Source organism: Streptococcus sp. GP0011, assembly GCF_030546305.1.
Classification (GTDB): Bacteria; Bacillota; Bacilli; order Lactobacillales; family Streptococcaceae; genus Streptococcus.
In genome coordinates this window covers 62720-89598 of record NZ_JAUONR010000008.1, presented here as the reverse complement: position 1 = coordinate 89598, position 26879 = coordinate 62720, and the positions used below count along the sequence as shown (strand labels likewise).

The following is a 26879-nucleotide window of genomic DNA, read 5'->3' as shown; positions in this document are numbered from 1 at the left end:
TTGGAGTCCGAACGGTCCGCCACCTTAAGGGCGATTTTGAAACGTGAGTTGGACCAGATTTGGTCATCCACCACACCTGATGGCTTTTGAGTTGCTAGGATCAAGTGGACACCGAGGGAACGTCCGACACGCGCGATAGATACCAACTCCTTGATAAAGTCGGGCTGGTTGACCTTGAGCTCTGCGAACTCATCTGAGATAAGGAAGAGATGAGGGAGCGGTTCTGTCGCTTCTCCGTTTTTAAACTTCTTCTGGTATTGATTGATATGGTTGACTTCGAACTCTCCAAAGAGTCGTTCACGACGATGGATCTCCGCATTGATCGAAGCCAAGGCCCGCATAGATTGGGCACCATCCAAGTTGGTAATCGTCCCCAAGAGATGGGGAAGGTTTTTAAAGAGATTGGCCATCCCACCACCCTTATAGTCAATCAGCAAGAAAGCCACATCATGAGGGTGGAAGTTAACAGCGAGGGATAAGATATAGGATTGGATGGTTTCTGACTTCCCTGAACCAGTCGTCCCTGCGATCAAACCATGTGGTCCATGGGCTTTTTCATGCAGATTGAGCTGAACAAGGTCATCCTGACCACGCAGACCAATCGGCACAGCCAAACTCTTGTAAGGTGCGTTCTTTTTCCAACGGCTCGATACCTGCAAATCCTCAAAGGTTTCCGCCCCATACATTTCCATAAAGGTCACAGAATCTGGGATCGAACTCTTCAGGTTTTGGAGGTGATTGAGCGGTGCCAAGGTACGGGCGATCCGCTCCTTATCATAATCTGCTGGGAAATGGTCCAAACGGAAGTCCGTCTCTTTCAAAACTCCTTCTTCCATGACCAGTTGGCCCGTATTGCGGTCCTTAATATTGATCACTGTTTGGATGTTCTCAGACAAGGAACTCATGACATCCTCTACAAAGATGAGAGAACAGCCTAATTCCGTTGGATCTTCGGTAAAGAACTCCATGATGATATGATCCAAAATCAGCTTCTCATCGGTCACTAAAACCACGTAATGAGGATGGAAGAGGGTGCTCTCCTTGTGGGATGCTTCTTCCTTTTGACTACGACGTAGTTTCAAGATCTGGTTCAAACTATTGAGAACTTGGTCCCGTGTTCGTTGATTGTAGACAAAACCGCGGACATTGAGTTCTTGCAGTTTGGCATGAGGAAGCCAACGCATCCAAGACCATTGCTCTTTTTCCTCTTCAGGTAAGATCGTAATAAACTGCACATCATGATAAGAATGGAAAGTCGCTAGCTGCATCACCAAAAGCTGCAGTTGCTCTAGGACGAGATTTCTAGGTCCAATATAACCCACCGGTCCATGGCTGAGGTTTGCCGGGATTGGCATATCTGGGATTTTTTTGTGACGACTATAGAGAGCGTAACCCTCTTCTTCTAGAGCATCCTTCTTACCGCTACGCTCCTGTTGACCGTATTTCAAGTCATAGCTAGTCGGCATTTTCCCGAGTCCCAAACGATAGTATAAAAAGTCAAAATGCAAGGGAGTCTTTTCATAAATCCGGTGATTGTAACTCTCAACCAAGTCCGTCAATTCTAAAATCGTTGGAAAATGATAGTGCATCCCTTCTTTTTGTTCTCGCTCCAGACGAGTCAATTCCTTGACCTTATCTTTCAGGTAAAGGCGATAGAGATCGACCCGTTCCTTCTTATCAGCCTTGTACTTTTTACGATTTTTGATAAAACCACGGATAGAAAAAATCATTGTGGTTATGGACATCCCTACTGTCGCAAGAATATAGATCCCTCGAGGTTGAATCAAGGTGATCAAGACAGTTACCCCGACCATCATTAAAGGAGGAACGATCAGCTTTAACAGTTCATCGCTCGGCTTAACCGGCTCCTGGCCTGGGGGATTGATCAAGATTTTATCTTCGCTACCACGATAGATGATCCGTGGAGAACGATGATAATCTGGATAATCTTCATAAAAACCATATCGAGATGGTTCTCTCAGAGTCAGTTGTGGCCCAACTTGGGCAGGACCCTGAACCCATACTTCATCAGGATAGAACTTGATCGTCACCGCCCCTAGACTCAACTCATCTCCAAAACCAATCAATTGCTGGTCCATTTGTTCCAGATGATTGTTTCGATAAAATGCGCCTTTTAGTCGAGTTAGCTTCCATTGATTTTGGGATTTTTGGAGTAAGAGTTCAACATCTCCATCTAGTGTGATCAATGCACCTTTTTGAGAGCCAATCTGAAACTCTGATAAATCCAAAAGGTCATAAACCCTTGGCTCCCCTTCTCGGAGATAAAAGACGACCTCACCCAAACGCAGACCATCTTTCAAGAGTCCCACTTCATCGTCGTACTGATAAAAGACCTCGTCACCATCGACCTTGAGCTGAATCGGTCTTTCCTGTTGAGAAAGGTAGACTTGGGCCTTTTCAGTCGCCCCGACCAAGACCGTCTTATCTGCACTCAGTTCTACTTCATAACGCAGACTTTGGCTGTAGAAAATGATTTGTTTTTTCATAATTTCTCTCCTTGGTCTACTTTAATTGCTAGAGGAGCTACTTGGAACAGGTTTCTTCTCAGATGACGGTTTGGTTTCAGAAGCCTTGTCTTGAGGGTTAGGAGTTGTAGAAGCATTGGAGCTTGATTCACTCGTTAGTAGCTCACTTCGACTATCCCAGTATTTCTTATACTCGCTTTCCAAAGTATTCAACTTACTTTCACGGTCTTTCCCTGACAAGTTGCCATCTTCTCGAACCTGCTTGATTTCCTGAGTCAAAGCATAGAGAATCAAGTCACTGTCGTTAATCCGTTTGGCAATATCAAGAGCCTCTTCAAAGCGATTGCGCCCAACCTGGATCCAGTAAGTCAAATAAAGCTCATCTGACTTGAGTGTTACGTTGTTCAAGATGACTTTCTTTTGTTCAGAAGAAAATTCCAACCCCTGAATATAAGAGTAAGCCAACTCATACTTTTGCGTATTCGGCAAGCTAGCTGGATCAATTCTCTCTAATTCTGTAATAACACCACTATAATCAACTTTAATAAAGGCAGTATCTGCCTGCAACATCTTTTCTTTGAAAGGATTTTGCACAAAAATCAGATAGATCAGTGGAACGATCAACAAGACAACGCTGGCTGTTAACCAAATCGTTGCCAGTTTAAAGACACGATGGCGTCTACTTGGAACCAAGACCAAATCTGCCCGTTCTTTCGCAGCCTTCTCCGTGTAGTACTTCTCCAAAACAGCTACTGCAGCCTCTATATCATCTGCCTGACATAGGTCATTTAAGAAGTCGGGCAAGGTCTCTAATTCCAAGGAACCATTATAAAGATCCATGAAATCCAAATCGCTAAATAGTGTTACTGTAAAACATTTAGCCTGGCGTAAAAAATCTTCTGAGGATATGGATTGAGGAACCATCAGACCAGGAATTCCACGATAAGCAATCTTAGCCTGAGCATCCTTGGTAATAAAGAGATTTACTGGGTGCAAAAGGAAAGTCACAGGTAACTCCAAGGCGCCCTCTAGACGAAAAACGTTTAGGGCCAAACGGATTCTTTCCGAAATGGTACGTTCCTTTATTTCCTCATAAGTCAGTCCATGAGCTTCGACTTGATAGGAGAAGGTGACACTATCCTCATCAGACACCATCGATTGCTCCAAAAAGAATGGATGATGCAAATCCAATAGTAAGAGTTCCCGTAAATCTTGACTCGCAACATCTGAACGTTTGAGTTTTAATTCCCAGTTTGTTTCATTTTTTTCATAGACAAACGACTGTCCACCAAATTCAAATTTTTCTTCAGCCACCTATATCTCCTCAATTTCTACTAAATCTCCTGTCGTCATAGGATAATCAGACAGATGTTTCCCTTCATCAATCAACAAACCTTTATTGACAATTCTTAATTGATATTTTTTTCGCTTGATACCTGGATTAAAAATCGTATCCACTTCTCGCACCAGCCGGCGCACTTCAATTCGCCGTGGAATGCGAATATCCACATCTCTTTCTCTCAAACGTAGGGTAATATTGATATGTTGCTCCACCTTTTTTCACGCCTCCTATGTTTGGTTTATCCTTTTCTAAGTTATTTAGACAGACTAGTTGTAAAATTAGTCCATCCCTTCTACCATCACACGATAACTCATTACTGCCGTTGCTCCAAAAAGCAAGAAAATCAACACCACATAGAATATCTCTGGAAGAAATTCATTCAGACCACCTTTTTCTACATGGCCTATATTTGTTTGAAATTTAATTGTTTTTTGAGCATTGGGCTGAAACAACTGTTCTTCAGAAGATTTTTTCACTGGTCTCTGTATAGCAGAAAACAGTTGGCCCCTTTCTGTGATCAACTGTTCCTCTTGATGCTGTTGCATGTCCTGCAACCTCTTTTGAGTCGCTTCATTAAAAAGCTCCTTGATTTGTTCAGACTGTAGACCAAATTTCAATCCCTCTTTCTTTTCAAGTCGGGAATCATCAATCTGCAGACTGTTATCCTTCAAATCATCTGCAGCAGCCCCAGAGACTGCTGCACATGTTACTAAGGTAAGAAGGAAAAGAATGATTTTCTTCATATTTCTAATTTCTATTCTTTCTCAGCTTGGCTTGCTTGAAACCACAAACTACTTTCCCTGATAAAAACATTTATAACAAGTAAAACAGCTATGACAACAATCGTTGCAACAAAAGCGATAATTGCTGCTGGATGTCCATCAAAGTATCCTGAGAGCAAACCTTCTAATATCGATAACGCATTGAGGTTTTTGATAAAGGCTGGGAAACCAGTTAAACTTGCTGTTGTCCCAATAGCATTTGATAGGTAGACAAAGCTAATCATCATAAAGAAGGAGAGTCCCATACCAATCACTCGGAAATGTTTAAGCAATAGATATTGTCCTTGAATCAGTACAAATGCGGCTAAAACAATTAATAGAACCCAAGATGGTTGATACTCACGACCAACCTGTAGCTGAACACTTGATACAACACCAACTACCAATCCGACAACGAGACTTAAAGCAGATAGGATGGTTACCGTCATCAAGTCTGTATCATGTAACTTATCAAGTTTGAACTTATCTTTGACTTTGCGAATAACGTTTTGAGTTGCAAACAGATAGGCTGTAAAGAGGCTAACAATCTCCAATAGTAAAATCCATGTAAATGGACGGTAAACATTGACAGTAGCTTTTACTGAAGTAGCATTTTGGGTAACAGGATTGGATAAGAAGTTCAACAATACTTCGTTTGGTACCCCATTTTGATAGGCATTATTCAGAACCTTCACAAAGGATTCTACAAAGTTTCCATTATTAGTCAATTCTTCGTTAAACTGCGTCATCAAGGAGTCAGCATCTTGTGACAACTTTTCAGTACTTGTTTGAGCGTTTGACAATTCACGATTGAAATTACCTAAAGTCTCATTCACAGACTCTGCAGCTTTGACATTACTTTGAGAAGATTCCTTCACACCCGTAGTTTCTGACAAGAGAGCTGCATAATCCGAATTTAGGGTGGCCAATTGTTTATCAGTCTCTTCAAAAGCAGAATTGCTCCCCCCTTGCTTCTCAACCAAATCCTTTAGCTTCCCTTCCAACTGCTCGTACAACTCTAACTGTTTCTTGATTTTTGTATCCAATTCTTGGTTGGTAGCCAAAACATCCTTCACATTTTTTTCTAGAACAGGCTTGAGAGTAGTCAGTTCTGACAAGGCTTTATCTACTTTCTCTTTAGCACCCTCTTTATCTGTATCGCTAGCAGGTGCAGTCAGGCTGTCTTCATACTTCTTCAGATTTGAATCAATCGCTTCAAACCAAATATCTGACAATGCTTTAGACACATTACTATTTTTTAACTCTTTGACAGTATTATATGCTTGTGTGAGTGCTTGTACCTTTTGGTAGTCAGAAGCTATTTTCTGAACCTTTTGTCCATAAGACACTGCTGCTTGCTGAACACGTAACACATCTACTGGAGCACTAGCTGCTTGGACATCATTCAAGGAAATATCAACAGTCTTTGGCTCCGCTTTTGGAGTTGGACTTGGAGCCCCAGTTGAACTTGTAGTTGGAGTCGGAGCTGCCTCTGCAACACTATAGGCTACTTTGAAAGTTCCACCCGTCTTCAAATCAATTTCTTGACCAAACTCAACTGGTGTGCCATCATAAGTGACCGAATGAACCGTCACTCCTGTTCCAGCCTTCCATGATACCTTAGCCTTTGTTCCTGTTCGTCCAACAGCACTCGTACTCGAGATTGCCAGATCTTCCAAATTCTTCAAATCAGTCGAATTGATTTCGTCACTAGGCTCTTTGATTGTTTTTAATTCAGTATAGTTTACAGAAGGAATTGTGATTGGTGTCATACCAAAACCACTAAATTCTTTTCCACTAAAGTCTTCTTTGGGTAGTTCTGAGATTGCAGAAGCCAGCTGCGTTTTTAGAGATTCCTCAACCTTCTCTAGGTCCTTATTTGCAGCTTTATCCAAAAATTGACCGAGAGTGATATTATTCTTCTCACTTGTCTCATAATAAGCAGCTAATTTTTCATCGACAAAGTTACGAATATCCTTTTTATGATTCTCAAACTTGGTTCTTTCATCTGTTAGATTGGTCTCTAAAGTAGCAATCTCTTTGCTGATATTATCTGCTACTTTTTTATAGTGAGCCTCAACTTCTGGTGACGTTCCATCAGTGGATGCTGGTGTTCCATCTATATTAGAAGTCAGAATACGTTGAGCTTTAATTAATTCCTTATAAGTTTCAATTTGTCCCTTAACGTCTTCCCAACTCTGAGAAATGAGCCCAGTGATAACATCCGCATGATTTTTCTTCTCAGTGACCCTATCCTGAAGCAGAGTGTCAAGCTTTTTACCATAGGCAATCTGTGAAACGTCATAACGACCAAAAATCTGAGAATAACTATCCAAACCTGTCTTTAAAGCACTGTTGGCGTCAACAGAGGAACTAGACATACTATAGAGAGTTGGGAAAAGATTTTTAGAGTTGATAGCTGTATTATATAAATTCGTACGATAGTTTCCGATATTGGTCGCTTGTATCTGTGAGCTAGCTTGGACATTCTTTTGTGCTGTATAAAGGTTGTTCAAAATACTAGCCATATACATATCGACTAACTGACCATTCAAATCAGCAACAATATCTTTCGCTAGTTTATTTGCATCATTTTCTACTTGCAAATTTCCTTGCGCATTCACCTTATAATTGATGGTTGTCTTGTCAACATTGATGCTGTTAATATCGAGTATTTTTTCAGAAAAGTCACTAGGAATTGTTAAAACGAGTTGGTATTTCCCACTTTCTAACCCAGAATCAGCTGCTCCACGAGGGACAACAGACCAGTTTTGTGAATTATCACGCTCGATATTTTTTACATAACTAGCACCTAGATTGTATTCTTTTGTATCTACGTAGACAGGCTTATCTTCATTTACGATAGCTACATTTAATTTTGTCTGCTGATTAGCCTTTGCATTATTTTCATTGCTAATCGTTGTATTTTTTTGAACAGATAGATTCAAAAAAATAATCAATGCAAGCAATCCTAATGCCAGCAGACTACTTCCTATATATTTAAAAATTCTATTCTTCTTCATATTACTTTAAATCTTCTCCGTCATAAAAAATAGGAAGGCTCTCGCCCTCCTAAAGCCACTTATATAACAAATTAAATTTGTGATGCAAGATCTTGGTCGTTTTGTTCAACAATTTCAGCAACCTTGTTCAATTGAGCATTGATTTCATCAAGCAAAGTTGCAAACTCCTCAATTTTTGGAGACAATTCTGTGAATTGGCGATCAAAGCTCTCAAAAGCAGCACCTTTCCAGTTGTCTCGGATAGTATTTTGCTCTTGAGTTAATGTACGAAGTACTTGTCTTACTTCCTCAGAACCTTGAGTGTACTTTTGAGCAGAGGTGCGCAATTCTTCTGTTGTTAATTGAATTAAAGCCATGTGAAACTCCTTTATATTAATTTATGCCCTCATTATATCAATAATTTGCCTCAATTGCAAGTTTAAAATTCATTTTTTATTCTATTTATAAAAAATAAGAGCTGTTTCCATCTAAAAACTAGTAAGAAGGATTAAATTATCTACTTTTCTTGTATAATTACTTCTTTTTTTTATTTATAATAACAAAGTATAACAAACTCATATCATCCTTCTTTTATAAGGTATATTTGTTAAACGTTCTTTTCTTCTAACTTTCTATGAAAGTTTTTATTCTCTTGATGGCGAGCTTCCAACACATTCTCTATGCGACTCTTGTAAAGTTGATGATAGTTATCTAAATTGTTCTCTATCTCAAAGATATATGGTTGAATTTCAGCAAAACTACTGTCTCTGCATGCATAGGAAAGCGCCTCTAGGAGATTATCCGTCTCCCTACTAAACTTGTGGAAATCATCATCCAAATCCATCTCCAAACGCTCTAAGTTTCGTAATTTACGATTATGCTCATCCTCTAGTTTCTGAAGTTGCTTTTTATCCATCACAAGTTTTCTCCTAGTTCTTGATCGGACTTTGTAAAGCAGGGGTTTGCATGGTCTGGGTCAAGTAAGTTTCGGCAGCATCAGCGGCCTTGCCCTCAAATCCACCCTTAATATTGTTTACATAAGTCTTAGAAGCGTACTCTTGCATATCTGAAGCTGCTTCTTGCAACTTTTTAGCTAACTCCACTCCTTTAGCAAGGATTGACAGTTCTTTTGCAGTTACTAAGGCCCTGACTGCTTGGCGTTCTTGTTCCTTCATTCTTTCTTTGAAGCCTCTGTCGAGTTGCTCTCTTGTAATTAAAGTATCCTCATCCGTTAAGACTAACATTTTTTTCCCTCCATGTTTGTTTTACATCCGCCAATAGATTGTTAAAATCTTCAGCACTATTTGTATCTATGGTTTCAAAGGAACCACTAGCTTTAACCAAGCTCTCCCCTAGTTGCTCGATTTGTGTCAGGAAGGATGTTGCTGCTGTCTTCGTGTCACTTGCAACGCCTTCATCCCAAAAGCTTGTTGTGTCAAAACCAGAAAGTAGATTTGTAACTTCTGAACTTGACAAATATCCAACCATGTCAAAGGCTGTCTGTCTTGTTTCTTTTATCATGTTTTGAATATCTTCCTTAGCATCTGAAAGTAAGGTTTTCACAGATTTAACTTTGTCTTCCATGTCAAAATTTGCCAACTGGGCTGCTGTCTGAAGCAACTGAGCTCGAACCAAAATCCTCTTTTCTCCTGTAAGATTGCCATTTCTCAGTTGTTCCTGATAACGAGGAATAGCTTCTCTATCCCATTTTATCGATTCTTTACGAGCTTCTTCGACGATCTTGCTATATTCAGTTGTAAAATTCTCGTAAACTGAATAACCAATAGCTGCCTTTATTTTAAACTCACCTCTCATAATGGAATTTAAAACATTTGAGGCTACATTTTCATCGACTCCTAAAGCCCGGAGGGAATCCAAGGTTGTCGCTATCAGTCGAGCCAGCTTTTCACCTGCCCTGAGCAATTCTGGGTGAAAATCCTCTGAAGCAGTCAATAAATTTCCCTTCCCATCCGATTGGAAAACACCAAAGTCATGGGAACTTTCCGGATCAGTAATCTGGGTATAATGCAAGGGGACGAGGACATTGACTTTACCGACGGGTTTCTTAAGAGGTTCATCGGAGTCCCCCGGTAATTTGGTGATGGTATGCTCACGATTGAGCATCCCCACGACATCAAATGGATTGACATAGTACTCGATTTTTTCGCTGATCTTTTTGATTTTCTCATCACTGAGTCCCATTTTCTTTAAACTCTTTGTCGTGTCCGGGTCGTCAAAGAGGACCACTTTGCCGATTTTCTCCAGTTCTTCATCACTGAGGCCAGCTACCCCTTGCGCAGAGACAATGGTTCCTAAGGAGTGACCTGTGATGTCCATCGTAGCTTGCGGAGCTTTTTCAGTCATCTCTGCAATCTTCGTTTTCATTCCTACTGTCGCTAACTTGGCTTGCGGCGTATGGATATGATTGAGAGCGAACTTAGCATCGTTGTCAACCCAGTCGTTCCAATTTTCTTTACTGATGGCATCACTTCCGCGGATAGCCATATAGGTTTTCTTGGTATCATTAGTCAAGGTTGGCGTATCCGTTAAGTAGTAGGCACTGAAACCAGCTTCATCATCAGTTAACAATCCTTTTTGATAACGTTTGTGATGAACATCCTGCCTCATCCCATTCGCATCAGGAACTGGTATCGATGTGACTTTATAAGTATCTCGCAACTCAGGATCTGGTTGCAAGTAGACTCTACCATTATGAGGAAGGTTCTTACCTCCGGGTGTGATTTCACCGTCAAAAACTATATCTTCAGAAAAGTTAAAATCTTGAAAAGTTTTTGAATTATTTAAAGGCGGAAAATTATTAGGGCGATTAGCATATGCCGACTGCGCCAAATCTGCATAAAAATTATCAAAATTTTTTAAATTGCTATTACTCATATATAAACCATCCACCATCTCGTAAAATTCTTATGGGTTGCATTTCAGAAATCCTCTCAAGGTTAGGCAAGGAGTACCTGTTATTATCCAAAGGAAATCCAAGAGTAAAACTGCTTTCCTTTATATTGTTTATACGCCCTTTAAATGTTAGCATATAACCGCCTCCTTGAGGAGTTCCATTTCCTATCTGACCAACTTCCATACTATCCCAATCAAACTGGACACTTTCGACTTTAGGATTTCTAGACTTTATGAAGTTCGCCATCTCCTCTTCATGCTCCTTCAGATATGCCAACTGCTTGGCTCGCGGACTAAGAAATACTCCTCCAAATAGATTTGTTTCCTGTGCCATCCATGCGCCTCCTCCAAATACTACAAGGGCTAAAACTAGACAAAGTAAAGTACGCTTTTTCATCTCTTTCCTCCTATGTCGCGGAATCTAAGTTTATTATATCATGAATGTAAAAAAATACTTTTGGCAAGTATTGTAAGTCAATAGGGAATGAGTGATGATAAATTTGAGTAAAAATTATCAAAGTTTTTTAAATTACTGTTAGTCAAAAATCCTTCCTCCCATTCGTAAATAATTGGCTAAAGCCATTGAATTAGGAATAATTTTGTCATTCTCAATATCAAAAGTAACATTCCAAGAGGAGGACTCAATATGATTAAAACCACCATATACATTTACAATTTCTCCGCCTCCTTGAGGGGTCCCATTCCCAACTTTTTCCCATTTAGTTTCATCCCAAGCAATCTGAACAGATTCAATCTTTGAATTTTTAGACTTTACAAATTTTACAATTTCTTCTTCATGCTCCTTCAGATAAGCTAACTGCTTAGCTCGTGGGCTTAGAAATAAATTTGTTTCTTGTGCTAGCCATGCTCCGCCTCCAAATACTACAAGGGCCAAAACTAGACAAAGCAAGGTACGTTTTTTCATAATGATGCTCCTTCAGATATATCATCTCCCTCTTACAATCCAAAACTCCTTAATTAAAAACAAATTACGGATCTATTGTTGCTTTAGAAATAGAAGATTGTCATTAAAACTAGTATAGCATAAAAGCCTCAAACAGCCTATTTCACCAATCCCTCATCTTGAAGATTTGTTAATAATTTGACCAGAAGAATTTGAGTTGAATGCAAAGAAACAATAGTGTGAATTTTGCTAAAAATAATCAAAAAAACACCCCATGGTGTGAACCATGAAGTGCTTCGAAACGTTGATATAATCGTATTGATTAACGTTTTGAGAATTGTGATGCTTTACGAGCTTTCTTAAGACCTGGCTTCTTACGCTCAACTTTACGTGAGTCACGTGTAAGAAGTCCTGCGCGTTTCAATGAATCGCGGAAGTCTGGGTCTACTTGAAGAAGGGCACGAGCGATACCGTGACGGATAGCTCCTGCTTGACCAGCATATCCACCACCAACAACGTTAACGAAAACGTCGTATGAACCTACAGTTGAAGTAACCGCGAATGGTTGGTTGATAACAAGACGAAGGTCAGCGTGTGGGATGTACTCTTCAACATCTTTTTTGTTAACAGTGATTTTACCAGTTCCTGGAACAAGGCGAACGCGTGCAACAGCGTTTTTACGACGTCCAGTACCTGCATATTGTGCTTGTGACATACTTTATTGTTCCTTTCCTTAGATAAGTCCTGAAATATCAAGAACTTCTGGTTGTTGTGCAGCGTGAGTGTGCTCAGCTCCAACGAATACTTTCAATTTCATACCTTGAGCGCGGCCAAGAGTATTGTGTGGAAGCATACCTTTAACTGATTTTTCGATCAAACGTACTGCATTTTTAGAACGTAGTTCACCAGCAGAGATTTGTTTCAATCCACCTGGGTGGTTTGAGTGAGTGTAGTAGATCTTATCAGTTGCTTTTTTACCAGTCAATTTAACTTTTTCAGCATTGATAACGATTACGAAGTCACCTGTATCAGTGTGTGGTGTGAATGTTGGTTTGTTTTTTCCGCGAAGTACGCTAGCAACAACTGCTGAAAGGCGTCCAAGAGGTACATCAGTTGCGTCAACAACGTACCATTTGCGTTCTACTTGGCCTGGTTTAGCCATGAATGTAGTTTTGTTCATGATTTCTCCTATATGAATATCGTTTTTGTTTACAGGGCGGATGTTCCGGTCCGCGGGGTATTTGAAAGGTTCCGGGGCCTTACAAATGGGGTAAACAATACCGTCTACTATCATACCAAATTTTACTACTAAAAGTCAATAGATATGAAAAATATTTTTGCCGATTTCAGTGTTTAACATCTAGAAAAACCTCGCTTTTGCGAGGCTCTCCTATTTATAAGCTAAGGCACGTTTAAAGGTTTTCCAGATTCCCAAATCATCTGTTTGAAGGACTAGACTAGCATACATGCGTCCGATAAAGGCTGTTGCAGTGACTGCAAAAACAACCGTTATAGCAAGGGAAATCCAAGCTTCTAGACCACTCGCATACCCATTTATAGCTCTAAATGGCATAAAGAAGGTCGAGATAAAAGGAATATAGGAACCAATTTTCAGAACTAAATTGTCCCCAGCAGCACCTAGAGAGGTCACACCGACAAATCCTGCTATAATCAAGATCATCAATGGCGACAAGGCCTTTCCTGAATCCTCAGGGCGAGAAACCATAGAGCCTAGGAAGGCTGCTAAAACAACGTACATAAAGAGACTAACCAAGACAAACAATAAGGTATTGAGCGAGAAGGCCTCCCCTAGATGATTTAAAATCCCAGATTGTGCCAAGATAGGGATGTCTTTAAAGAGCAGAATGGCAGCAAGTCCACCCACGACGTAAATGCCAATATGAGTCAAAATCACAAGAAGCAGAGCCAGCATGCGAGCGTAGAAATAATGACTTGCTCGGATACTAGAGAAGACCACTTCCATGATTTTGGTTCCTTTCTCGCTAGCCACTTCCTGAGCAGTGACACTAGCATAGGTAATCAAAATCATATAAAGGAAGAAGCCAAGCCCTGCGGCTGCAATGGTTTGAACAATTTTTTTGTTTTCCTTAGATTCATCAATCTTCTCAGTAAAATCAACAGTTTGACTCAGACGTTTTTCCTGTTCTTGAGACAAATTAGCCGCCGAGCGATTGAGTTGGTATTGCAGTTCGTTTAGCTTATTGGTTACTGCTAGTTTGATGCCTGTTTCAAGAGAAGTTTCACCATGATAGACGGCCTTGAGGACACTGTCCTCTTGGTCAATGGTTAGGTAACCCTTGATTTTCTCATCCTTGATAGCAGCCTGGGCACTGGCTTCATCCTTATAATCAAAGTTGATACCATTGGTACCCTTGAGCCCTTCTTCCACAGATGGCACAGTTGTTACTACTGCTATCTTGCTATTCTTGGCCATAGAAGACCCTTGGAGAAAGCCGATTCCTACAGATAAGGCTAAAAAGAGGAACGGCGAAATCACCATAAAGAAGAAACTCCACGACTTGACATGTCGAAGATAGGTTTCCTTCATTACAACCCACATATTTCTCATACTTCCACCCCTGATTCTAGTTTAAAGATTTCATCGATTGTTGGAGCCTGTTGGTCAAAGGTCGCAATATATTGACCTTGAGTGAGGATTGGGAAGAGTTCTCTTCCAGCGCTCTCATCATCTAGGATCAATTTCCAACTGCCTTGCTTGGTCAAGCTCACCTGTTTGACATGAGGAAGATTTTCCAATTCTTCCTTACTTCGTTCACTTGAAACAAAGAGACGTGTTTTCCCGTATTGATTGCGAACATCCTGAACTGGTCCATGCAAGACCACACGCCCATCACGAATCATCAGAATATCATCGCAAAGTTCCTCAACGTTGGTCATGACATGGTCAGAAAAGATAATGATTGCACCGCGCTCTTTCTCTTTTAAGATGACCTGCTTGAGCAACTCAGTATTGACTGGATCCAAACCACTAAAAGGCTCATCCAAGATAATCAAGTCTGGCTCATGGATTAGGGTGATAATCAGCTGAATTTTCTGCTGATTACCTTTTGAGAGACTCTTGATCTTGTCTGTTAATTTCCCCTTAACTTCTAGTTTTTCCATCCATTGAGGGAGTTTTTCCTTGACTTCCTTAGCATCCATACCTTTTAGAGTCGCCAAGTAGCGAACTTGTTCAAGGACTGTCAACTTGGGCATAAGACTGCGTTCCTCAGGCAGATAACCAATCCGTGCATAGGTTTCCTGACGAATCTCCTGCCCATCCAGACTGATCTCTCCTTGATACTCTAAAAATTTCAACATACTGTGGAAAATCGTTGTTTTCCCAGCACCATTCTTCCCGACCAAGCCCAGAATCCTTCCTGGACTTGCCTGAAAATCGACACCAAACAAGACTTGCTTGGGACCGAAACTTTTCTCTAGATTTCTTACTTCTAACATTTTCCACCTCCGAGATATGTTGCACTTATTATACTCCTTTTTGATAGCCTTTACAACGATTTATGTCCATTTTATCGGATTATAAGTAGCAAAAGTATCCTATCTCTAATAAATTTTAAGTGCTTCAGTGATAGCTTTAGTATAACTCATTAAAGACTTTCTGAGATGGCTTCCTCCTCAACTATCGCTTTTCTCTTCTGAACTGTCCTTTTGAAACTAAAAATCCACCCCGAAGGATGGATTGATGAGTTAACGTACTTCTGCATTCACTTTTTCTTCGAGTGATGCTTGGATTTTTTCCATATAGCGTGCGACTTCTTCGTCTGTCAAGCTATCTTCTGGATTTTGGAAGGTCAAGCTATAGGCCATTGACTTCATGCCAACTCCCAGTTTTTCGCCTGAGAAGACGTCAAAGAGTTTGATATCTGTCAAACGTTTCACGCCGGCAGCTCGGATAGCATCTACAACTTCTTGGTGAGTGACTTCTGCCTTGAGGAGTAGAGCCACGTCACGACTGACTGCTGGGAATTTGGTGATTTCCACAAATGGAGCAGCTGGTTGAAGGGCAGCTTCAATGGCTGAAAGGTTGAGCTCCGCTACATAAGTTTCTGGGATATCGTAAGCCTTGGCAGTAACTGGATGCACTTGGCCAAGGAAACCAAGAACTTGGTCGCCAAGTGAAATCACGGCCGTACGTCCTGGATGGAGACTTGCAATCTCAGCTGTTGCTGCATAGGTCACTTCTAGTCCCAAGCGAGTAAAGAGGGCTTCAAGGATTCCCTTAGCATAGAAGAAATCAACTGGAACTGCTGCCGTTTGGAAATCTTTTTCAGCAACCAAGCCGGTTAAGGCAAAGGCAAAGCTATTGATCTCATTTGGTAGATCTTCTTTTGGATCGCCTGTTTGTTCAAAGACTTTTCCAATCTCGTAAAGAGCCAAGTTTTTGTTCTTACGAGCCACGTTGTAGGCCACTGTATCAAGAATACCTGAGACCATATTTTGACGGAGAACGGAACGATCCACTGTCATTGGCCACATAAGTTCTGTAAGGTTACTTGGTTGAGCCGTAAACTCAACTGCTTTTTCAGGAGTTGTCAGAGCGTAGGTGATGATCTCTGTCAAACCTGCTCCTTCAGCGATGGTACGGACTTGACGGCGCAGTTTTTGTGTCGCAGTCAATTCACCAGCTGTACCGTCATCTTTTGGAAGACTAGTTGGCAAGCGATCATAACCATAGATACGGGCGATTTCTTCAAAGAGGTCCGCTTCGATAGTGATATCCCAACGACGACGAGGTACGCTGACTGTAAAGCTTTCTGCATTGCCAGAAAGGCCAAAGCCAAGACGACGGAAGACGTCTTCCACATCAGCATAGGAAAGCTCCGTACCAAGGACGCGGTTAACGTCTGCAAGGGTTGAAGAAACTTCCACATCAGAAGTATCAAGCTCTCCTGCTGAAACGATGCCCTTACGTACCGTCGCACCTGCAAGATCAGCAATCATGCTCGCTGCAGCATCAAGTGCTTCGTTAACAGTTGCCACATTGATGCCTTTTTCAAAGCGAGAAGATGATTCAGAACGAAGGTTAAGGCGTCCGCTAGTCTTGCGGATGGATTTACCATTGAAAACAGCCGCTTCAAGGACCACACGACTAGATTTTTCAGAGATTTCTGTTGCTTGACCACCCATAACACCTGCAAGGGCTACTGGCTTGTCTGCGACAGTGATGACTAAGTCATTTGTTTCCAAGTCACGCTCTTCACCATCCAAGGTCACCAATTTTTCACCAGCACGCGCTTCACGCACACGAATCTCGCTTCCTTCAAAGGTATCCAAGTCAAAGGCATGCATGGGTTGACCAAAGTAGAGCAGGATGTAGTTGGTTACGTCTACGACATTGTTAATCGGACGAATCCCTTCGTTCATGAGAAGGTTTTGCAACCATTGTGGACTTGGTGCGATAGTCACATTGTCCAAGATACGGGCTGCATAGTAAGGCGCCTTGTCTGTCTCAATGCCTACAGAAAGGGCATCTGTTGCAGCTTCATTTGTTTCTATTAAACTGAATTCTTTAAAGTTGACTGCCTTGTCATAGATGGCTACCACTTCGTACGCTACTCCACGCATAGATAGAGCGTCTGCACGGTTTGGTGTGATAGAAAGTTCGATGATTTCGTCATCCAAGTCTAGATATGAGAAGACTTCCTCACCTGGTACTGCATTTTCTGGCAAGATTTGAATGCCATCTGCGAATTCCTTTGGTACAACCGAGTCAGAAATTCCCAATTCACCAAGCGAACAGATCATTCCAAGTGACTCTAAACCACGGATTTTCCCTTTTTTAATCTTGTAATTGTCCGCGATACGAGCTCCTGGAAGAGCTACCATGACCTTGATACCAGTACGCACATTTGGGGCACCACAAACGATCTGACGGGCTTCTTCTTCGCCAACGTTAACCTGACAGACATGCAAGTGTGTTTCTGGCACATCTTCGCAAGACAAAACCTCACCGACGACAATTTTTGAGAGACCAGCAGCCGGTGATTCGACACCTTCGACCTCGATCCCTGTAGTTGACATTTTCTCAGCCAACTCTTGTGATGGCACATCAATGTCCACCAATTCTTTTAACCATTTATAAGATACAAGCATAATTCTGATTGTAAGATCCCACCAAGTGGGACCTTTTCAATTCCTTTCTTTTTCTTCGAGTCAGTCCTCACCATTCTCATCGAGAGAAAATGACTAGGACTGTATTTCAGGTTTCAATCTTATTTAAACTGTTCTGAGAAGCGGACATCTCCTTGGTAGAATCCACGGATATCGTTGATTCCGTAGCGGAGCATAGCGACACGCTCTTGACCAAGACCAAAGGCAAATCCAGAATAAACAGTCGCATCGATTCCACTCATTTCAAGGACACGTGGGTGAACCATACCGGCACCCATGATTTCGATCCAACCTGTTTTCTTACATACGTTACAGCCTTCTCCACCACACTTGAAGCAAGAAACATCCACTTCAACAGATGGCTCTGTGAATGGGAAATAAGATGGACGCAGACGGATCTGACGCTCTTTGCCAAACATTTTTTGCACAATCAACTGAAGCGTTCCTTGCAGGTCCGCCATAGAGATGTTTTTCCCAACAACCAAGCCTTCGATTTGGTGGAACTGGTGACTGTGGGTTGCATCGTCTGTGTCACGACGGAACACACGCCCCGGTGAGATCATCTTCAAAGGACCTTTTGAAAAATCATGAGCATCCATCGCACGCGCCTGAACTGGAGACGTGTGAGTACGGAGCAAGATTTCTTCTGTGATGTAGAAAGTGTCCTGCATATCGCGAGCTGGATGGTCTTTTGGAAGATTCATACGCTCAAAGTTGTAGTAGTCTTTTTCAACTTCAAATCCATCCACGACTTGGTAACCCATACCGATGAAAATATCTTCGATTTCCTCACTGGTTTGTGTGAGAATGTGACGGTGACCAGTCGCAACAGGTCGACCTGGAAGGGTCACATCGATGCTCTCGCTAGCAAGTTGTGCTTCAACTTTCTTATCTTCCAAAAGCTTTGCCGTTTCTTCGAAGGCAGCTGTCAAGATATCACGCGCTTCATTGACATGTTTCCCGATGATTGGACGCATCTCAGCAGAGACATCCTTCATCCCTTTAAGAATTTCGGTAAGCGAACCTTTTTTACCTAGGACAGAGACACGCAAGTCTTGCATCTCTTTTTCATTTTCAGCAGTAATCTGCTTCAAGCTAGCCAGCGTTTCTTCACGAAGCGCTTTTAATTGTTCTTCAATAGTTGACATATTTCCTCCATCAGTCTCTCGTAGATAAAAAGAAAACCACATGTCAAAAACTCCACTCGGAGCGTTGACACGCGGTACCATCCGTTTTCATCTGACAAGTCAGACCTTCATTTCTAAATCCATGCGCAAGTGAATTCACCCAGCTTTCATATAGAGAGCTTGCAGTCACGGCTCTCCTCCCTGATATACTTCCCTTGAGTTACTAGTCTTGCAGATTCCTATTCAATTACTACTTAGTTTATCAGATTTTTAGTTAAAAAACAAGTTAGATTAGACTAATTTCAATATAAAAAGGAACAAGACACAATGCATTACCTATTTGTAGGATCTGTTTCACCTGCTTTCCTTTTCAATAAAAGAGTTGCTGCTTGATTAAAACCATCACACCAGTTATACCATTTTGCTTCATACTCATCTTGAGATACGATATGATTTTTTAAATCCAGAACAGAGTAAATCTTTCTTTCCTCACAAGCTTGCGCATAGAGATAATACAGTTCATCGCCACCATCTCTATCCCACTCAGCAGAAATCGTATCCCTACCTGCCAATAAAGCCTGATAAGCCCTGTGATGCCCGTCTGTAATCAACAAGCAGTCTCCGAATGCAAGAACACTGATTGGAGCAACATTGATTATTTCTACCGACTGATAAAGCATCTGGATATCTTGTAACTTCTTTTCTGATAAGTATAGTTGAGTCGGATGGAGATCTGTTATATTGACTTTCATTTCTTTTTCCTCAAAGGAATTTGATGCTCACTTCTGCTTGCCTTTAAATCGCCATTGGAAGCGAAGCTTGTCATAGAAAGGAAATTCGATAAACAAGACTCCCAAGCCCACACAGAAACTGGCAAGAACATCTGATGGATAGTGAACTCCCAGATAGACCCGAGATAGCAGCACACTGACTAGGTAGACCCCAAGGACGATTTGCACAATTTTTCTCCAAACCGGATCTTTAATCCGTTGACTGAGAATGACAATCAAAGTCCCTACCATCAGCGTCACTGCCAGAGAATGCCCGCTTGGGAAGGAAAATCCCTTCTCCTCTACCAAGTGTAAGATAGCTGGTCGTGGGCGCTGGTAAATATTTTTAAAGGTCACAATCAAAAGACCGGCTAAGGCTAGATTGCCCGCCATGAAGTAGCTTTCTATCTTCCACTGCTTACGATAAAAGATAAAGGCTGCGATGGCAACCCAGGTAATGATTACTGGGATATCAATCAAATGCGTAAGGGCACGGAACAGAACCGTTAAATAATCTGGCAAGTCCCCACGAAGGGCAGTCTGAAGCGGTTGATCAAAACCGACCAGCGTTTCAGGATAGAACTTAACCATATAGCCAAGAAGGACGAAAAGTAAAAGGGCAAAACTGCCCTTCATTAAAAATGTTTGTTTATCTCTCATAATGTTTTAAGGTTGGTTTCAAGAGGACGTATAACAACCAGAATGAAACGGCAAAGATTAAACCTTCAATCAGGTTAAAAGGTAAAACCATGGTCATCAAGTAGTTAGAAAGTCCTATAATTTCTCTAATATCAAAGTTGGCAAACTGCGCGTATAAAGGAACCGCATAGACATAGTTGAGAACCAACATGGCAGAAGTCAATCCAATAGTTCCCGCTAGAGATGCTAGTAGGAAACGAAGGGTGCTGCGTTCCTTTTTCCAAATCAAACCAAAGACGATAACAAAAACTCCCAGAGCTACGATATTCATTGGCAAGCCAATGTAAGTATTCACTCCCTGGCTATTGAGAAGCAACTTCAAGAGTGATCGCAACAAGAGAATCCCGAGAGCAGCTGGCAAATCCATGACCACCAAGCCCACAAGGACTGGCAAGATACTAAACTCGATCTTGAGGAAGGTCGCCGCTGGCAAGAGCGGAAAGTCAAAGTACATCAGCACAAATGAAATGGCTGATAAAATCGCAATGGTCGAAAGTCGACGTGTGTTTGTCATAACAGGTTCCTCCAATTTTCTATAAAATCAGAAGAAGTTGGAAAGGATCCCTCTATCTATTCTCACTTTTTATATCCCAAAAGTTCCCCCTCACTCTTTTGAGCAAGCGGTTGCAATTCATCTATAAACTCATCAGAACAGACAAAGCCATTCTTTCGTCTTCTCCCATCCAGACTATACTGTCGGTTGTGGAATCGCACCACATCAGCTTGCGCTCGCGGACTTCTTTAACTAAGATATTTTGGATTAATCTAGGCGTCGCAGTCGAAGATAATACTTGAGTATATCGAGACAAGACAACGAAGAGTAAGCCAGAATAGCTAGTTAAAGTCACCGCCGGTCGGGAATCACACCCAGCCCTGAAGACCCTTTAATCATAACAAAAAACGCTTGCAAGTGCAAGCGTTTTGATTATTTCAATTTATCTGCTTCATAGGTGTGAACAAGCTCAAGACCTGCAAAGTTCTGCTGGCGGAGGGCTTCATAAACAATCATGCATACGGTATTCGAAACATTGAGGCTGCGAACGTGTTCATCGTTCATAGGAATACGGAGAGCCTTCTCAGGATGGTCTCGCATAAAGTCCTCGGGCAAGCCCTTGTCTTCACGTCCAAAGAGAAAATAATGGTCTTCGTCAGTCGATAAATCCACCTCAGAATACACTTTCTCAGCAAATTTCGAAATCAGATAGACTTGTCCTTTCATCTGAGACATGAAATCTTCCAAGCTGTCATAAAAATAAATCTCAAGCTTATCCCAGTAATCCAAACCAGCCCGCTTCATCTTTCGGTCGTCAATGGGAAAGCCCATTGGTTTAATGATGTGGAGGGGAGAATTGGTCGCAGCGCAAGTACGCGCAATGTTACCTGTATTTTGTGGAATCTGAGGCTCGAATAATACAATGTGATTTGTCATGACGGGTTTCCTTTTATCATTGCAAAAAAATAGCCACACTGCCCGGAGTCAAACTCAGCAAACAGCGTGGTTAAGGCGTCGTTAACTTACCTCACAACAGGTTTGAAGTAAATCAGCGAAACTACTTCCTTAGTATAACACTTTCAGAATCATTGTCAATAGAAATGACTTGATTTTTTTACTTTTTTTGATGATATTTTCATGTTTGGTCATTCCCTTTCTGAAAAGGTATAGTAAAAGAGCCAAATCACTTCAAATCGGAGACATCGTTATAGAAATTAAGCAAATGTATCTTCAAAACGTGAAAAAGGCCTTTCTTCCCTTAAAAATCGCCTTAGCAAGTGCATTTTTTGCTAAAAAAGGGTATGATAGTTACATCATGAAAAAGTAGGTTTTTTATATGAAAATTGTCCTCGTTGGTGGAGGGAAAGTTGGTTTCGCCCTCTGTCGTTCACTGGTTGCAGAAAACCATGACGTTGTCCTCATCGAACAAGATGAGGCTGTCCTCAATCACATTGTCAGTCGCTATGATATCATAGGTCTCCTTGGAAATGGTGCTGACTTTGCCATCTTGGAGCAAGCCGGTGTTCAAGAGTGCGATATCTTTATCGCCCTAACCGAACACGATGAAGTGAATATGATTTCAGCGGTACTTGCTAAAAAAATGGGGGCTAAAGAAACCATCGTTCGGGTGCGAAATCCTGAATACTCTAATGCCTATTTTAAAGAGAAAAATATTCTTGGATTTTCACTTATTGTTAATCCAGAGCTCCTGGCAGCGCGTGCGATCTCAAATATCATTGATTTCCCTAATGCCCTCTCTGTCGAACGATTTGCTGGAGGTCGGGTCAGTCTCATGGAATTTGTTGTCAAGGACTCTAGCGGTCTTTGTCAAATGCCAATCTCAGACTTTCGTAAAAAATTTGGTAACATCATTGTCTGTGCTATGGAGAGGGATCATCAACTGATGATTCCAAGCGGTAATGTTATTATCCAAGACAAGGATAGGATTTTTGTTACGGGAAATCGTGTAGATATGATGCTTTTCCATAACTATTTTAAATCTCGTGCAGTGAAAAGCTTACTTATCGTTGGAGCTGGAAAGATCGCTTATTATCTGCTTGGCATTTTAAAAGACAGTCGCATTGATACCAAGGTCATCGAGATTAATCCTGAAAGAGCTCGTTTCTTCAGTGAAAAGTTCCCCAATCTCTATATTGTCCAAGGAGATGGAACTGCAAAAGACATTTTGCTGGAAGAAAGTGCTCCCCACTATGATGCAGTCGCAACCTTGACTGGAGTTGATGAGGAAAATATCATCACTTCTATGTTTCTTGACCGTGTTGGTGTCCGTAAGAATATCACCAAGGTCAACCGAACAAGCCTTCTAGAGATTATCCACGCACCTGATTTTTCAAGTATCATCACACCAAAAAGCATCGCAGTGGATACCATTATGCACTTTATCCGCGGTCGAGTAAACGCTCAGTACTCAGACCTTCAAGCCATGCACCATCTAGCAAACGGTCAAATTGAAACTCTCCAATTCCAAATCAAGGAAGCTAATAAAATGACTGCCAAACCTCTATCACAGTTGAAATTGAAAAAAGGGGTTCTCATCGCAGCCATTATCCGAAAAGGAAAAACAATCTTCCCTACTGGAGAGGATATGCTTGAGGTGGGAGACAAGTTGCTCGTGACGACCTTATTGCCGAACATCACCAAAATTTATGATTTGATTGAGAGGTAAAAAATGAATAAAAGTATGATTCGTTACCTCCTCTCAAAACTTCTCTTGATTGAAGCTGTTCTTCTCCTAGTCCCTGTTAGTGTAGCAATCTATTACCAAGAATCCAGTCAAGTATTTATCGCTCTCTTTTCTACGATTGGAATTTTAGTCCTTCTTGGTGGTCTAGGTGTTTTACGGAAACCGAAAAATCAACGGATTTATGCCAAGGAAGGAGTCTTAATTGTTGCCCTCTGTTGGATTCTATGGTCTTTCTTTGGTGGCCTCCCCTTTGTCTTTTCAGGACAAATCCCCAGCATCATCGATGCCTTCTTTGAAATAAGTTCTGGATTTACGACGACTGGTGCTACTATCCTAACAGATGTTTCCATTCTTACTCGTTCCCTCCTCTTCTGGAGAAGTTTCACCCACTTGATTGGAGGGATGGGGGTACTCGTCTTTGCACTTGCCATTATGGACAATGCCAAGAATAGTCACTTGGAGGTGATGAAGGCTGAGGTCCCTGGACCTGTCTTTGGCAAGGTCGTATCCAAGCTAAAAAACACTGCCCAGATTCTCTATCTGCTTTATCTGGCTCTCTTCTCCCTTTTTGTGGTTATCTACTACCTAGCAGGTATGCCTCTCTATGATAGTTTTGTCATCGCTATGGGAACAGCAGGAACTGGGGGCTTTACCGTCTATAACGACGGAATTGCCCACTACGGTAGCTCACTCATCACCTATCTAGTTAGTATCGGAGTTCTGGTTTTTGGGGTTAACTTCAATCTCTACTACTACCTCATGCTCCGTCGGGTTAAGTCTTTCTTTGGAGATGAAGAACTACGAGCATATATAATCATTGTCCTAGTTTCTACCGGCTTGATTACTCTTAATACGCTCCACCTCTACCAAGGGGTCTCTAAAAGTGTTGAAATGGCCTTCTTCCAGGTTTCCAATATCATCACAACAACAGGTTTTGGTTACGGAGATATTACCAACTGGCCCCTCTTCTCCCAATTTATCCTCCTCTTCCTCATGGGAATCGGTGGATCAGCTGGCTCAACTGCAGGTGGTCTTAAGGTGATCAGAGGACTTATCCTCACAAAAATTGCTAAAAATCAAATTTTGTCCATCTTATCCCCTCACCGTGTCTTGACTCTCCACGTCAATAAAACTGTGATTGATAAGGATACCCAACACAAGATTCTTAAATATTTTGCTATCTATATGATGATTATTCTTTCTCTCATCTTTATCGTCAGTCTTGATAGCAATGATTTTCTAGTCGTGACCAGTGCTGTCTTCAGCTGTTTTAACAATATCGGACCTATTCTAGGTACAACCTCGAGTTTTGCCATCTTTAGTCCCATCTCTAAAATCCTCCTCTCCTTTGCAATGATTGCAGGTCGCTTAGAGATATACCCAATTTTGCTACTCTTTATGAAACGCACTTGGTCTAAACGCTAATTATAATACATTTCCCCTTTTACAAGCTAGTAGAAGGGGAATTTTTCTATTAAAAATGAGAAGACCTTTCGATCCTCTCCTAATTTGTTTATTCTTTAAGAGCTTTCTTGTAACGAGCAACTTCCGCTTGGTTAGCCCAAACATAGTGACCTGGACGAATTTCTACCATAGATGGCTTATCTGTCTCATAGTCATGTTGGTCAGGATCGTAAACTTTCAAGACCTTCTTGCGTTCCAAGATTGGATCTGGAATCGGTACAGCAGATAGAAGTGCTTGAGTGTATGGATGGACAGGATTGTTAAACAACTCCTCTGTCTCCGCCACTTCGACGATAACTCCCTTATAGATAACCGCGATACGATCTGAGATAAAGCGAACAACTGACAAATCATGCGCGATAAAGAGATAGGTCAAGCCCAACTCTTTTTGGAACTTCTTGAGCAAGTTCAAGACTTGCGCACGCACTGATACGTCCAAGGCTGAAATTGGCTCATCCGCAATAACGAAATCAGGTTCCATCACAAGGGCACGGGCAATCCCGATACGCTGACGTTGACCACCAGAAAACTCGTGTGGATAACGGGTCAAGTGTTCTTTCAAAAGTCCAACTTCATGAATCATCTTTTGAACTTTTTCTTTACGATCTTCTTCGTCTTTGAACAAGTGATAGTTGTAAAGACCTTCAGAGATGATATAGTCAACTGTTGCACGCTCATTCAAGCTGGCTGCAGGGTCCTGGAAAATCATCTGGATGCGACGGATCAAGTCTGATGATTCCTTATGAGATTTTTTCCCATTAATTTTATGACCATCAAAGATGATTTCACCTTTACTAGTATTATTTAGACCAATAATAGCACGACCAATGGTTGTTTTCCCACTACCAGACTCACCTACAAGAGAGAAGGTTTCTCCCTTGTTGATAAAGAAGTTGGCGTTTTTAACCGCGACAAACTTCTTACTTCCTTCACCGAAGGAAATTTCTAAATCTTTAATTTCTACTAATTTTTCAGACATTTCCTTCCTCCTAGTCTTCTAGATGAGCAAAGCCCATTTTATCACGAATCTTGTCATGCAAATCTGCAATGACTCCAGGTTTTTCAACTTTAGGAGCATTCTCATGAAGCAACCAAGTCTTAGCCCAGTGGGTATCCGTGACTGAAAACTGAGGTGCTTTCTGTTCAAAGTCAATTTGCATAGCATAATCTGAACGAAGGGCAAAGGCATCACCTTTCAACTCAGTATAAAGAGACGGTGGTGTTCCTGGGATAGAGTACAATTCCCCTTTATCGTCAGCAAGCTGAGGCAAGCTAGACAAGAGACTCCAAGTATATGGATGACGTGGGTCGTAGAAGACTTCCTCAACAGTTCCGTATTCTACAATTTCACCAGCATACATAACCGCTACCTTATCGGCAATACTTGCTACCACACCAAGGTCATGGGTGATAAAGATAATGGTAAAGTGGTACTCATTTTGCAAGGTTTTAAGCAAATCAATGATTTGCGCTTGAATGGTAACGTCAAGGGCCGTTGTTGGCTCGTCACAGATCAAGATATCTGGACGACAGGCAAGGGCAATCGCGATAACGATACGTTGACGCATCCCTCCAGAATATTGGAAAGGATACTCATCAAAACGTTTTTCAGCGTCTGGAATTCCGACCTTATTCATATAGTCGATTGCCATCTCTTTGGCTTCCTTAGCTGTTTTCCCTTGGTGTTTAACGATAACTTCAGTGATTTGGCTACCGATTGTATTGATTGGGTCCAAACTTGTCATAGGGTCTTGGAAGATAGTCGCAATTTTAGCACCACGAATCTTCTCCCATTCCTTGTTAGAAGTAAGAGCGGTCAAGTCTTGTCCACGATAGTCGATGCTTCCTTGGGCAATACGTCCATTGTCTTCTAACATCCCTGTAAAGGTTTTTGTTAAAACAGATTTACCAGAACCGGACTCACCTACCAAGGCAAGAACTTCCCCTTCAATCAGGTCCAGAGAAACTCCTCGGATAGCTGTCAGAACTTTGTCACGAACGTCAAATTCCACGACAATATCACGAGCAGTCAAAATTACATTTTTTTCTTTTGTCATGTCT

At 41.5% G+C, this 26879-nt stretch carries 25 protein-coding genes and 1 riboswitch; of the genes, 2 read left to right on the top strand and 23 right to left on the bottom strand.

Annotated elements, in window-relative coordinates; translation table 11 throughout:
• The 21 genes from essC to Q4443_RS08870 all read right to left on the bottom strand — a co-directional run.
• On the bottom strand, positions 1 to 2507 hold a 2507-nt coding region (gene essC / locus Q4443_RS08970), incomplete at its 3' end, for a type VII secretion protein EssC (RefSeq protein ID WP_303408305.1).
• A gap of 21 nt (positions 2508 to 2528) precedes the next feature.
• On the bottom strand, positions 2529 to 3800 hold the full coding sequence (gene essB, locus Q4443_RS08965) for a type VII secretion protein EssB (protein ID WP_049519732.1): 1272 nt from the start codon (positions 3798 to 3800) through the stop codon (positions 2529 to 2531).
• Positions 3801 to 4040, bottom strand: a complete 240-nt coding sequence (locus tag Q4443_RS08960; protein ID WP_000434883.1) for an EsaB/YukD family protein — start codon at positions 4038 to 4040, stop codon at positions 3801 to 3803.
• Between the two features lie 66 nt (positions 4041 to 4106).
• Positions 4107 to 4571 carry a type VII secretion protein EssA gene (essA, locus tag Q4443_RS08955; protein WP_049519733.1) on the bottom strand — a complete coding sequence of 155 codons (465 nt, stop codon included), beginning with the start codon at positions 4569 to 4571 and terminating at the stop codon, positions 4107 to 4109.
• Positions 4572 to 4582: 11 nt separating this feature from the next.
• Positions 4583 to 7612: a type VII secretion protein EsaA gene (gene esaA / locus Q4443_RS08950; protein ID WP_049519734.1), complete on the bottom strand. Its 3030-nt coding sequence runs from the start codon at positions 7610 to 7612 to the stop codon at positions 4583 to 4585.
• A 71-nt stretch (positions 7613 to 7683) separates the two neighbouring features.
• Positions 7684 to 7968, bottom strand: coding sequence for a WXG100 family type VII secretion target (locus Q4443_RS08945; RefSeq protein ID WP_001173991.1), 285 nt, complete (start codon positions 7966 to 7968; stop codon positions 7684 to 7686).
• Between the two features lie 230 nt (positions 7969 to 8198).
• A complete protein-coding gene (locus Q4443_RS08940) occupies positions 8199 to 8507 on the bottom strand; it encodes a hypothetical protein (RefSeq protein ID WP_080702800.1) in 309 nt (102 codons plus the stop codon).
• Positions 8508 to 8520: 13 nt separating this feature from the next.
• Positions 8521 to 8835 carry a hypothetical protein gene (locus tag Q4443_RS08935; protein ID WP_042903175.1) on the bottom strand — a complete coding sequence of 105 codons (315 nt, stop codon included), beginning with the start codon at positions 8833 to 8835 and terminating at the stop codon, positions 8521 to 8523.
• Positions 8816 to 10486, bottom strand: coding sequence for a cutinase family protein (locus tag Q4443_RS08930; RefSeq protein WP_049519790.1), 1671 nt, complete (start codon positions 10484 to 10486; stop codon positions 8816 to 8818). Before Q4443_RS08930 ends, Q4443_RS08935 begins: the two co-directional genes overlap by 20 nt.
• Positions 10479 to 10901 carry a hypothetical protein gene (locus tag Q4443_RS08925; RefSeq protein WP_049519735.1) on the bottom strand — a complete coding sequence of 141 codons (423 nt, stop codon included), beginning with the start codon at positions 10899 to 10901 and terminating at the stop codon, positions 10479 to 10481. The genes Q4443_RS08930 and Q4443_RS08925 overlap by 8 nt, the downstream gene beginning before the upstream one ends.
• A gap of 138 nt (positions 10902 to 11039) precedes the next feature.
• Entirely contained in the window at positions 11040 to 11429 is a 390-nt protein-coding gene (locus Q4443_RS08920) for a hypothetical protein (protein ID WP_042903168.1), read from the bottom strand.
• A gap of 301 nt (positions 11430 to 11730) precedes the next feature.
• Complete coding sequence (gene rpsI, locus Q4443_RS08915; RefSeq protein WP_000075969.1) at positions 11731 to 12123, bottom strand: 30S ribosomal protein S9; 393 nt, start codon at positions 12121 to 12123, stop codon at positions 11731 to 11733.
• A gap of 18 nt (positions 12124 to 12141) precedes the next feature.
• Entirely contained in the window at positions 12142 to 12588 is a 447-nt protein-coding gene (gene rplM / locus Q4443_RS08910) for a 50S ribosomal protein L13 (RefSeq protein ID WP_001044624.1), read from the bottom strand.
• A gap of 210 nt (positions 12589 to 12798) precedes the next feature.
• Positions 12799 to 13998 (bottom strand): ABC transporter permease, encoded by a 1200-nt coding sequence (locus Q4443_RS08905; RefSeq protein WP_001245392.1) that lies wholly within the window; start codon positions 13996 to 13998, stop codon positions 12799 to 12801.
• The gene (locus Q4443_RS08900; protein WP_000895262.1) at positions 13995 to 14888 is read right to left on the bottom strand and encodes an ABC transporter ATP-binding protein; all 894 of its coding nucleotides are present in this window, start codon (positions 14886 to 14888) and stop codon (positions 13995 to 13997) included. The genes Q4443_RS08905 and Q4443_RS08900 overlap by 4 nt, the downstream gene beginning before the upstream one ends.
• A 249-nt stretch (positions 14889 to 15137) precedes the next feature.
• Positions 15138 to 17543 (bottom strand): phenylalanine--tRNA ligase subunit beta, encoded by a 2406-nt coding sequence (gene pheT, locus Q4443_RS08895; RefSeq protein ID WP_049519737.1) that lies wholly within the window; start codon positions 17541 to 17543, stop codon positions 15138 to 15140.
• A 119-nt stretch (positions 17544 to 17662) separates the two neighbouring features.
• On the bottom strand, positions 17663 to 18709 hold the full coding sequence (gene pheS, locus Q4443_RS08890; RefSeq protein ID WP_049519791.1) for a phenylalanine--tRNA ligase subunit alpha: 1047 nt from the start codon (positions 18707 to 18709) through the stop codon (positions 17663 to 17665).
• 311 nt (positions 18710 to 19020) lie between these two features.
• Positions 19021 to 19440, bottom strand: coding sequence for a hypothetical protein (locus Q4443_RS08885; protein WP_000867350.1), 420 nt, complete (start codon positions 19438 to 19440; stop codon positions 19021 to 19023).
• 27 nt (positions 19441 to 19467) lie between these two features.
• Positions 19468 to 20118: a phosphatase PAP2 family protein gene (locus Q4443_RS08880; RefSeq protein ID WP_049519741.1), complete on the bottom strand. Its 651-nt coding sequence runs from the start codon at positions 20116 to 20118 to the stop codon at positions 19468 to 19470.
• Positions 20108 to 20671: an ECF transporter S component gene (locus tag Q4443_RS08875; protein WP_049519742.1), complete on the bottom strand. Its 564-nt coding sequence runs from the start codon at positions 20669 to 20671 to the stop codon at positions 20108 to 20110. The genes Q4443_RS08880 and Q4443_RS08875 overlap by 11 nt, the downstream gene beginning before the upstream one ends.
• A gap of 153 nt (positions 20672 to 20824) precedes the next feature.
• Positions 20825 to 21042, bottom strand: a riboswitch (FMN riboswitch).
• A gap of 40 nt (positions 21043 to 21082) precedes the next feature.
• A complete protein-coding gene (locus Q4443_RS08870; protein WP_049479473.1) occupies positions 21083 to 21586 on the bottom strand; it encodes a tRNA (cytidine(34)-2'-O)-methyltransferase in 504 nt (167 codons plus the stop codon).
• Between the two features lie 400 nt (positions 21587 to 21986).
• On the opposite strand from Q4443_RS08870, the gene trkA reads away from it, so the two are divergent.
• Positions 21987 to 23336 (top strand): Trk system potassium transporter TrkA, encoded by a 1350-nt coding sequence (gene trkA, locus Q4443_RS08865; protein ID WP_049519744.1) that lies wholly within the window; start codon positions 21987 to 21989, stop codon positions 23334 to 23336.
• A gap of 3 nt (positions 23337 to 23339) precedes the next feature.
• Positions 23340 to 24779 (top strand): TrkH family potassium uptake protein, encoded by a 1440-nt coding sequence (locus Q4443_RS08860; RefSeq protein WP_049519745.1) that lies wholly within the window; start codon positions 23340 to 23342, stop codon positions 24777 to 24779.
• An 88-nt stretch (positions 24780 to 24867) separates the two neighbouring features.
• On the opposite strand, the gene Q4443_RS08855 is transcribed toward Q4443_RS08860, so the two are convergent.
• Together Q4443_RS08855 and Q4443_RS08850 are read right to left on the bottom strand one after the other, a co-directional pair.
• Positions 24868 to 25797 carry an ATP-binding cassette domain-containing protein gene (locus Q4443_RS08855; protein ID WP_049519746.1) on the bottom strand — a complete coding sequence of 310 codons (930 nt, stop codon included), beginning with the start codon at positions 25795 to 25797 and terminating at the stop codon, positions 24868 to 24870.
• A 10-nt stretch (positions 25798 to 25807) separates the two neighbouring features.
• Positions 25808 to 26875 (bottom strand): ABC transporter ATP-binding protein, encoded by a 1068-nt coding sequence (locus Q4443_RS08850; protein WP_303408304.1) that lies wholly within the window; start codon positions 26873 to 26875, stop codon positions 25808 to 25810.
• Positions 26876 to 26879: the final 4 nt, after the last annotated feature.

Bases quoted from the DNA above. Each gene is read 5' to 3' on its own strand.
- essA (WP_049519733.1), bottom strand. From the start codon at position 4,571: ATGAAGAAAATCATTCTTTTCCTTCTTACCTTAGTAACATGTGCAGCA.
- esaA (WP_049519734.1), bottom strand. From the start codon at position 7,612: ATGAAGAAGAATAGAATTTTTAAATATATAGGAAGTAGTCTGCTGGCA.
- Q4443_RS08945 (WP_001173991.1), bottom strand. From the start codon at position 7,968: ATGGCTTTAATTCAATTAACAACAGAAGAATTGCGCACCTCTGCTCAA.
- Q4443_RS08940 (WP_080702800.1), bottom strand. From the start codon at position 8,507: ATGGATAAAAAGCAACTTCAGAAACTAGAGGATGAGCATAATCGTAAA.
- Q4443_RS08935 (WP_042903175.1), bottom strand. From the start codon at position 8,835: ATGTTAGTCTTAACGGATGAGGATACTTTAATTACAAGAGAGCAACTC.
- Q4443_RS08930 (WP_049519790.1), bottom strand. From the start codon at position 10,486: ATGAGTAATAGCAATTTAAAAAATTTTGATAATTTTTATGCAGATTTG.
- Q4443_RS08925 (WP_049519735.1), bottom strand. From the start codon at position 10,901: ATGAAAAAGCGTACTTTACTTTGTCTAGTTTTAGCCCTTGTAGTATTT.
- Q4443_RS08920 (WP_042903168.1), bottom strand. From the start codon at position 11,429: ATGAAAAAACGTACCTTGCTTTGTCTAGTTTTGGCCCTTGTAGTATTT.
- rpsI (WP_000075969.1), bottom strand. From the start codon at position 12,123: ATGTCACAAGCACAATATGCAGGTACTGGACGTCGTAAAAACGCTGTT.
- rplM (WP_001044624.1), bottom strand. From the start codon at position 12,588: ATGAACAAAACTACATTCATGGCTAAACCAGGCCAAGTAGAACGCAAA.
- Q4443_RS08905 (WP_001245392.1), bottom strand. From the start codon at position 13,998: ATGAGAAATATGTGGGTTGTAATGAAGGAAACCTATCTTCGACATGTC.
- Q4443_RS08900 (WP_000895262.1), bottom strand. From the start codon at position 14,888: ATGTTAGAAGTAAGAAATCTAGAGAAAAGTTTCGGTCCCAAGCAAGTC.
- pheT (WP_049519737.1), bottom strand. From the start codon at position 17,543: ATGCTTGTATCTTATAAATGGTTAAAAGAATTGGTGGACATTGATGTG.
- pheS (WP_049519791.1), bottom strand. From the start codon at position 18,709: ATGTCAACTATTGAAGAACAATTAAAAGCGCTTCGTGAAGAAACGCTG.
- Q4443_RS08885 (WP_000867350.1), bottom strand. From the start codon at position 19,440: ATGAAAGTCAATATAACAGATCTCCATCCGACTCAACTATACTTATCA.
- Q4443_RS08880 (WP_049519741.1), bottom strand. From the start codon at position 20,118: ATGAGAGATAAACAAACATTTTTAATGAAGGGCAGTTTTGCCCTTTTA.
- Q4443_RS08875 (WP_049519742.1), bottom strand. From the start codon at position 20,671: ATGACAAACACACGTCGACTTTCGACCATTGCGATTTTATCAGCCATT.
- Q4443_RS08870 (WP_049479473.1), bottom strand. From the start codon at position 21,586: ATGACAAATCACATTGTATTATTCGAGCCTCAGATTCCACAAAATACA.
- trkA (WP_049519744.1), top strand. From the start codon at position 21,987: ATGAAAATTGTCCTCGTTGGTGGAGGGAAAGTTGGTTTCGCCCTCTGT.
- Q4443_RS08860 (WP_049519745.1), top strand. From the start codon at position 23,340: ATGAATAAAAGTATGATTCGTTACCTCCTCTCAAAACTTCTCTTGATT.
- Q4443_RS08855 (WP_049519746.1), bottom strand. From the start codon at position 25,797: ATGTCTGAAAAATTAGTAGAAATTAAAGATTTAGAAATTTCCTTCGGT.
- Q4443_RS08850 (WP_303408304.1), bottom strand. From the start codon at position 26,875: ATGACAAAAGAAAAAAATGTAATTTTGACTGCTCGTGATATTGTCGTG.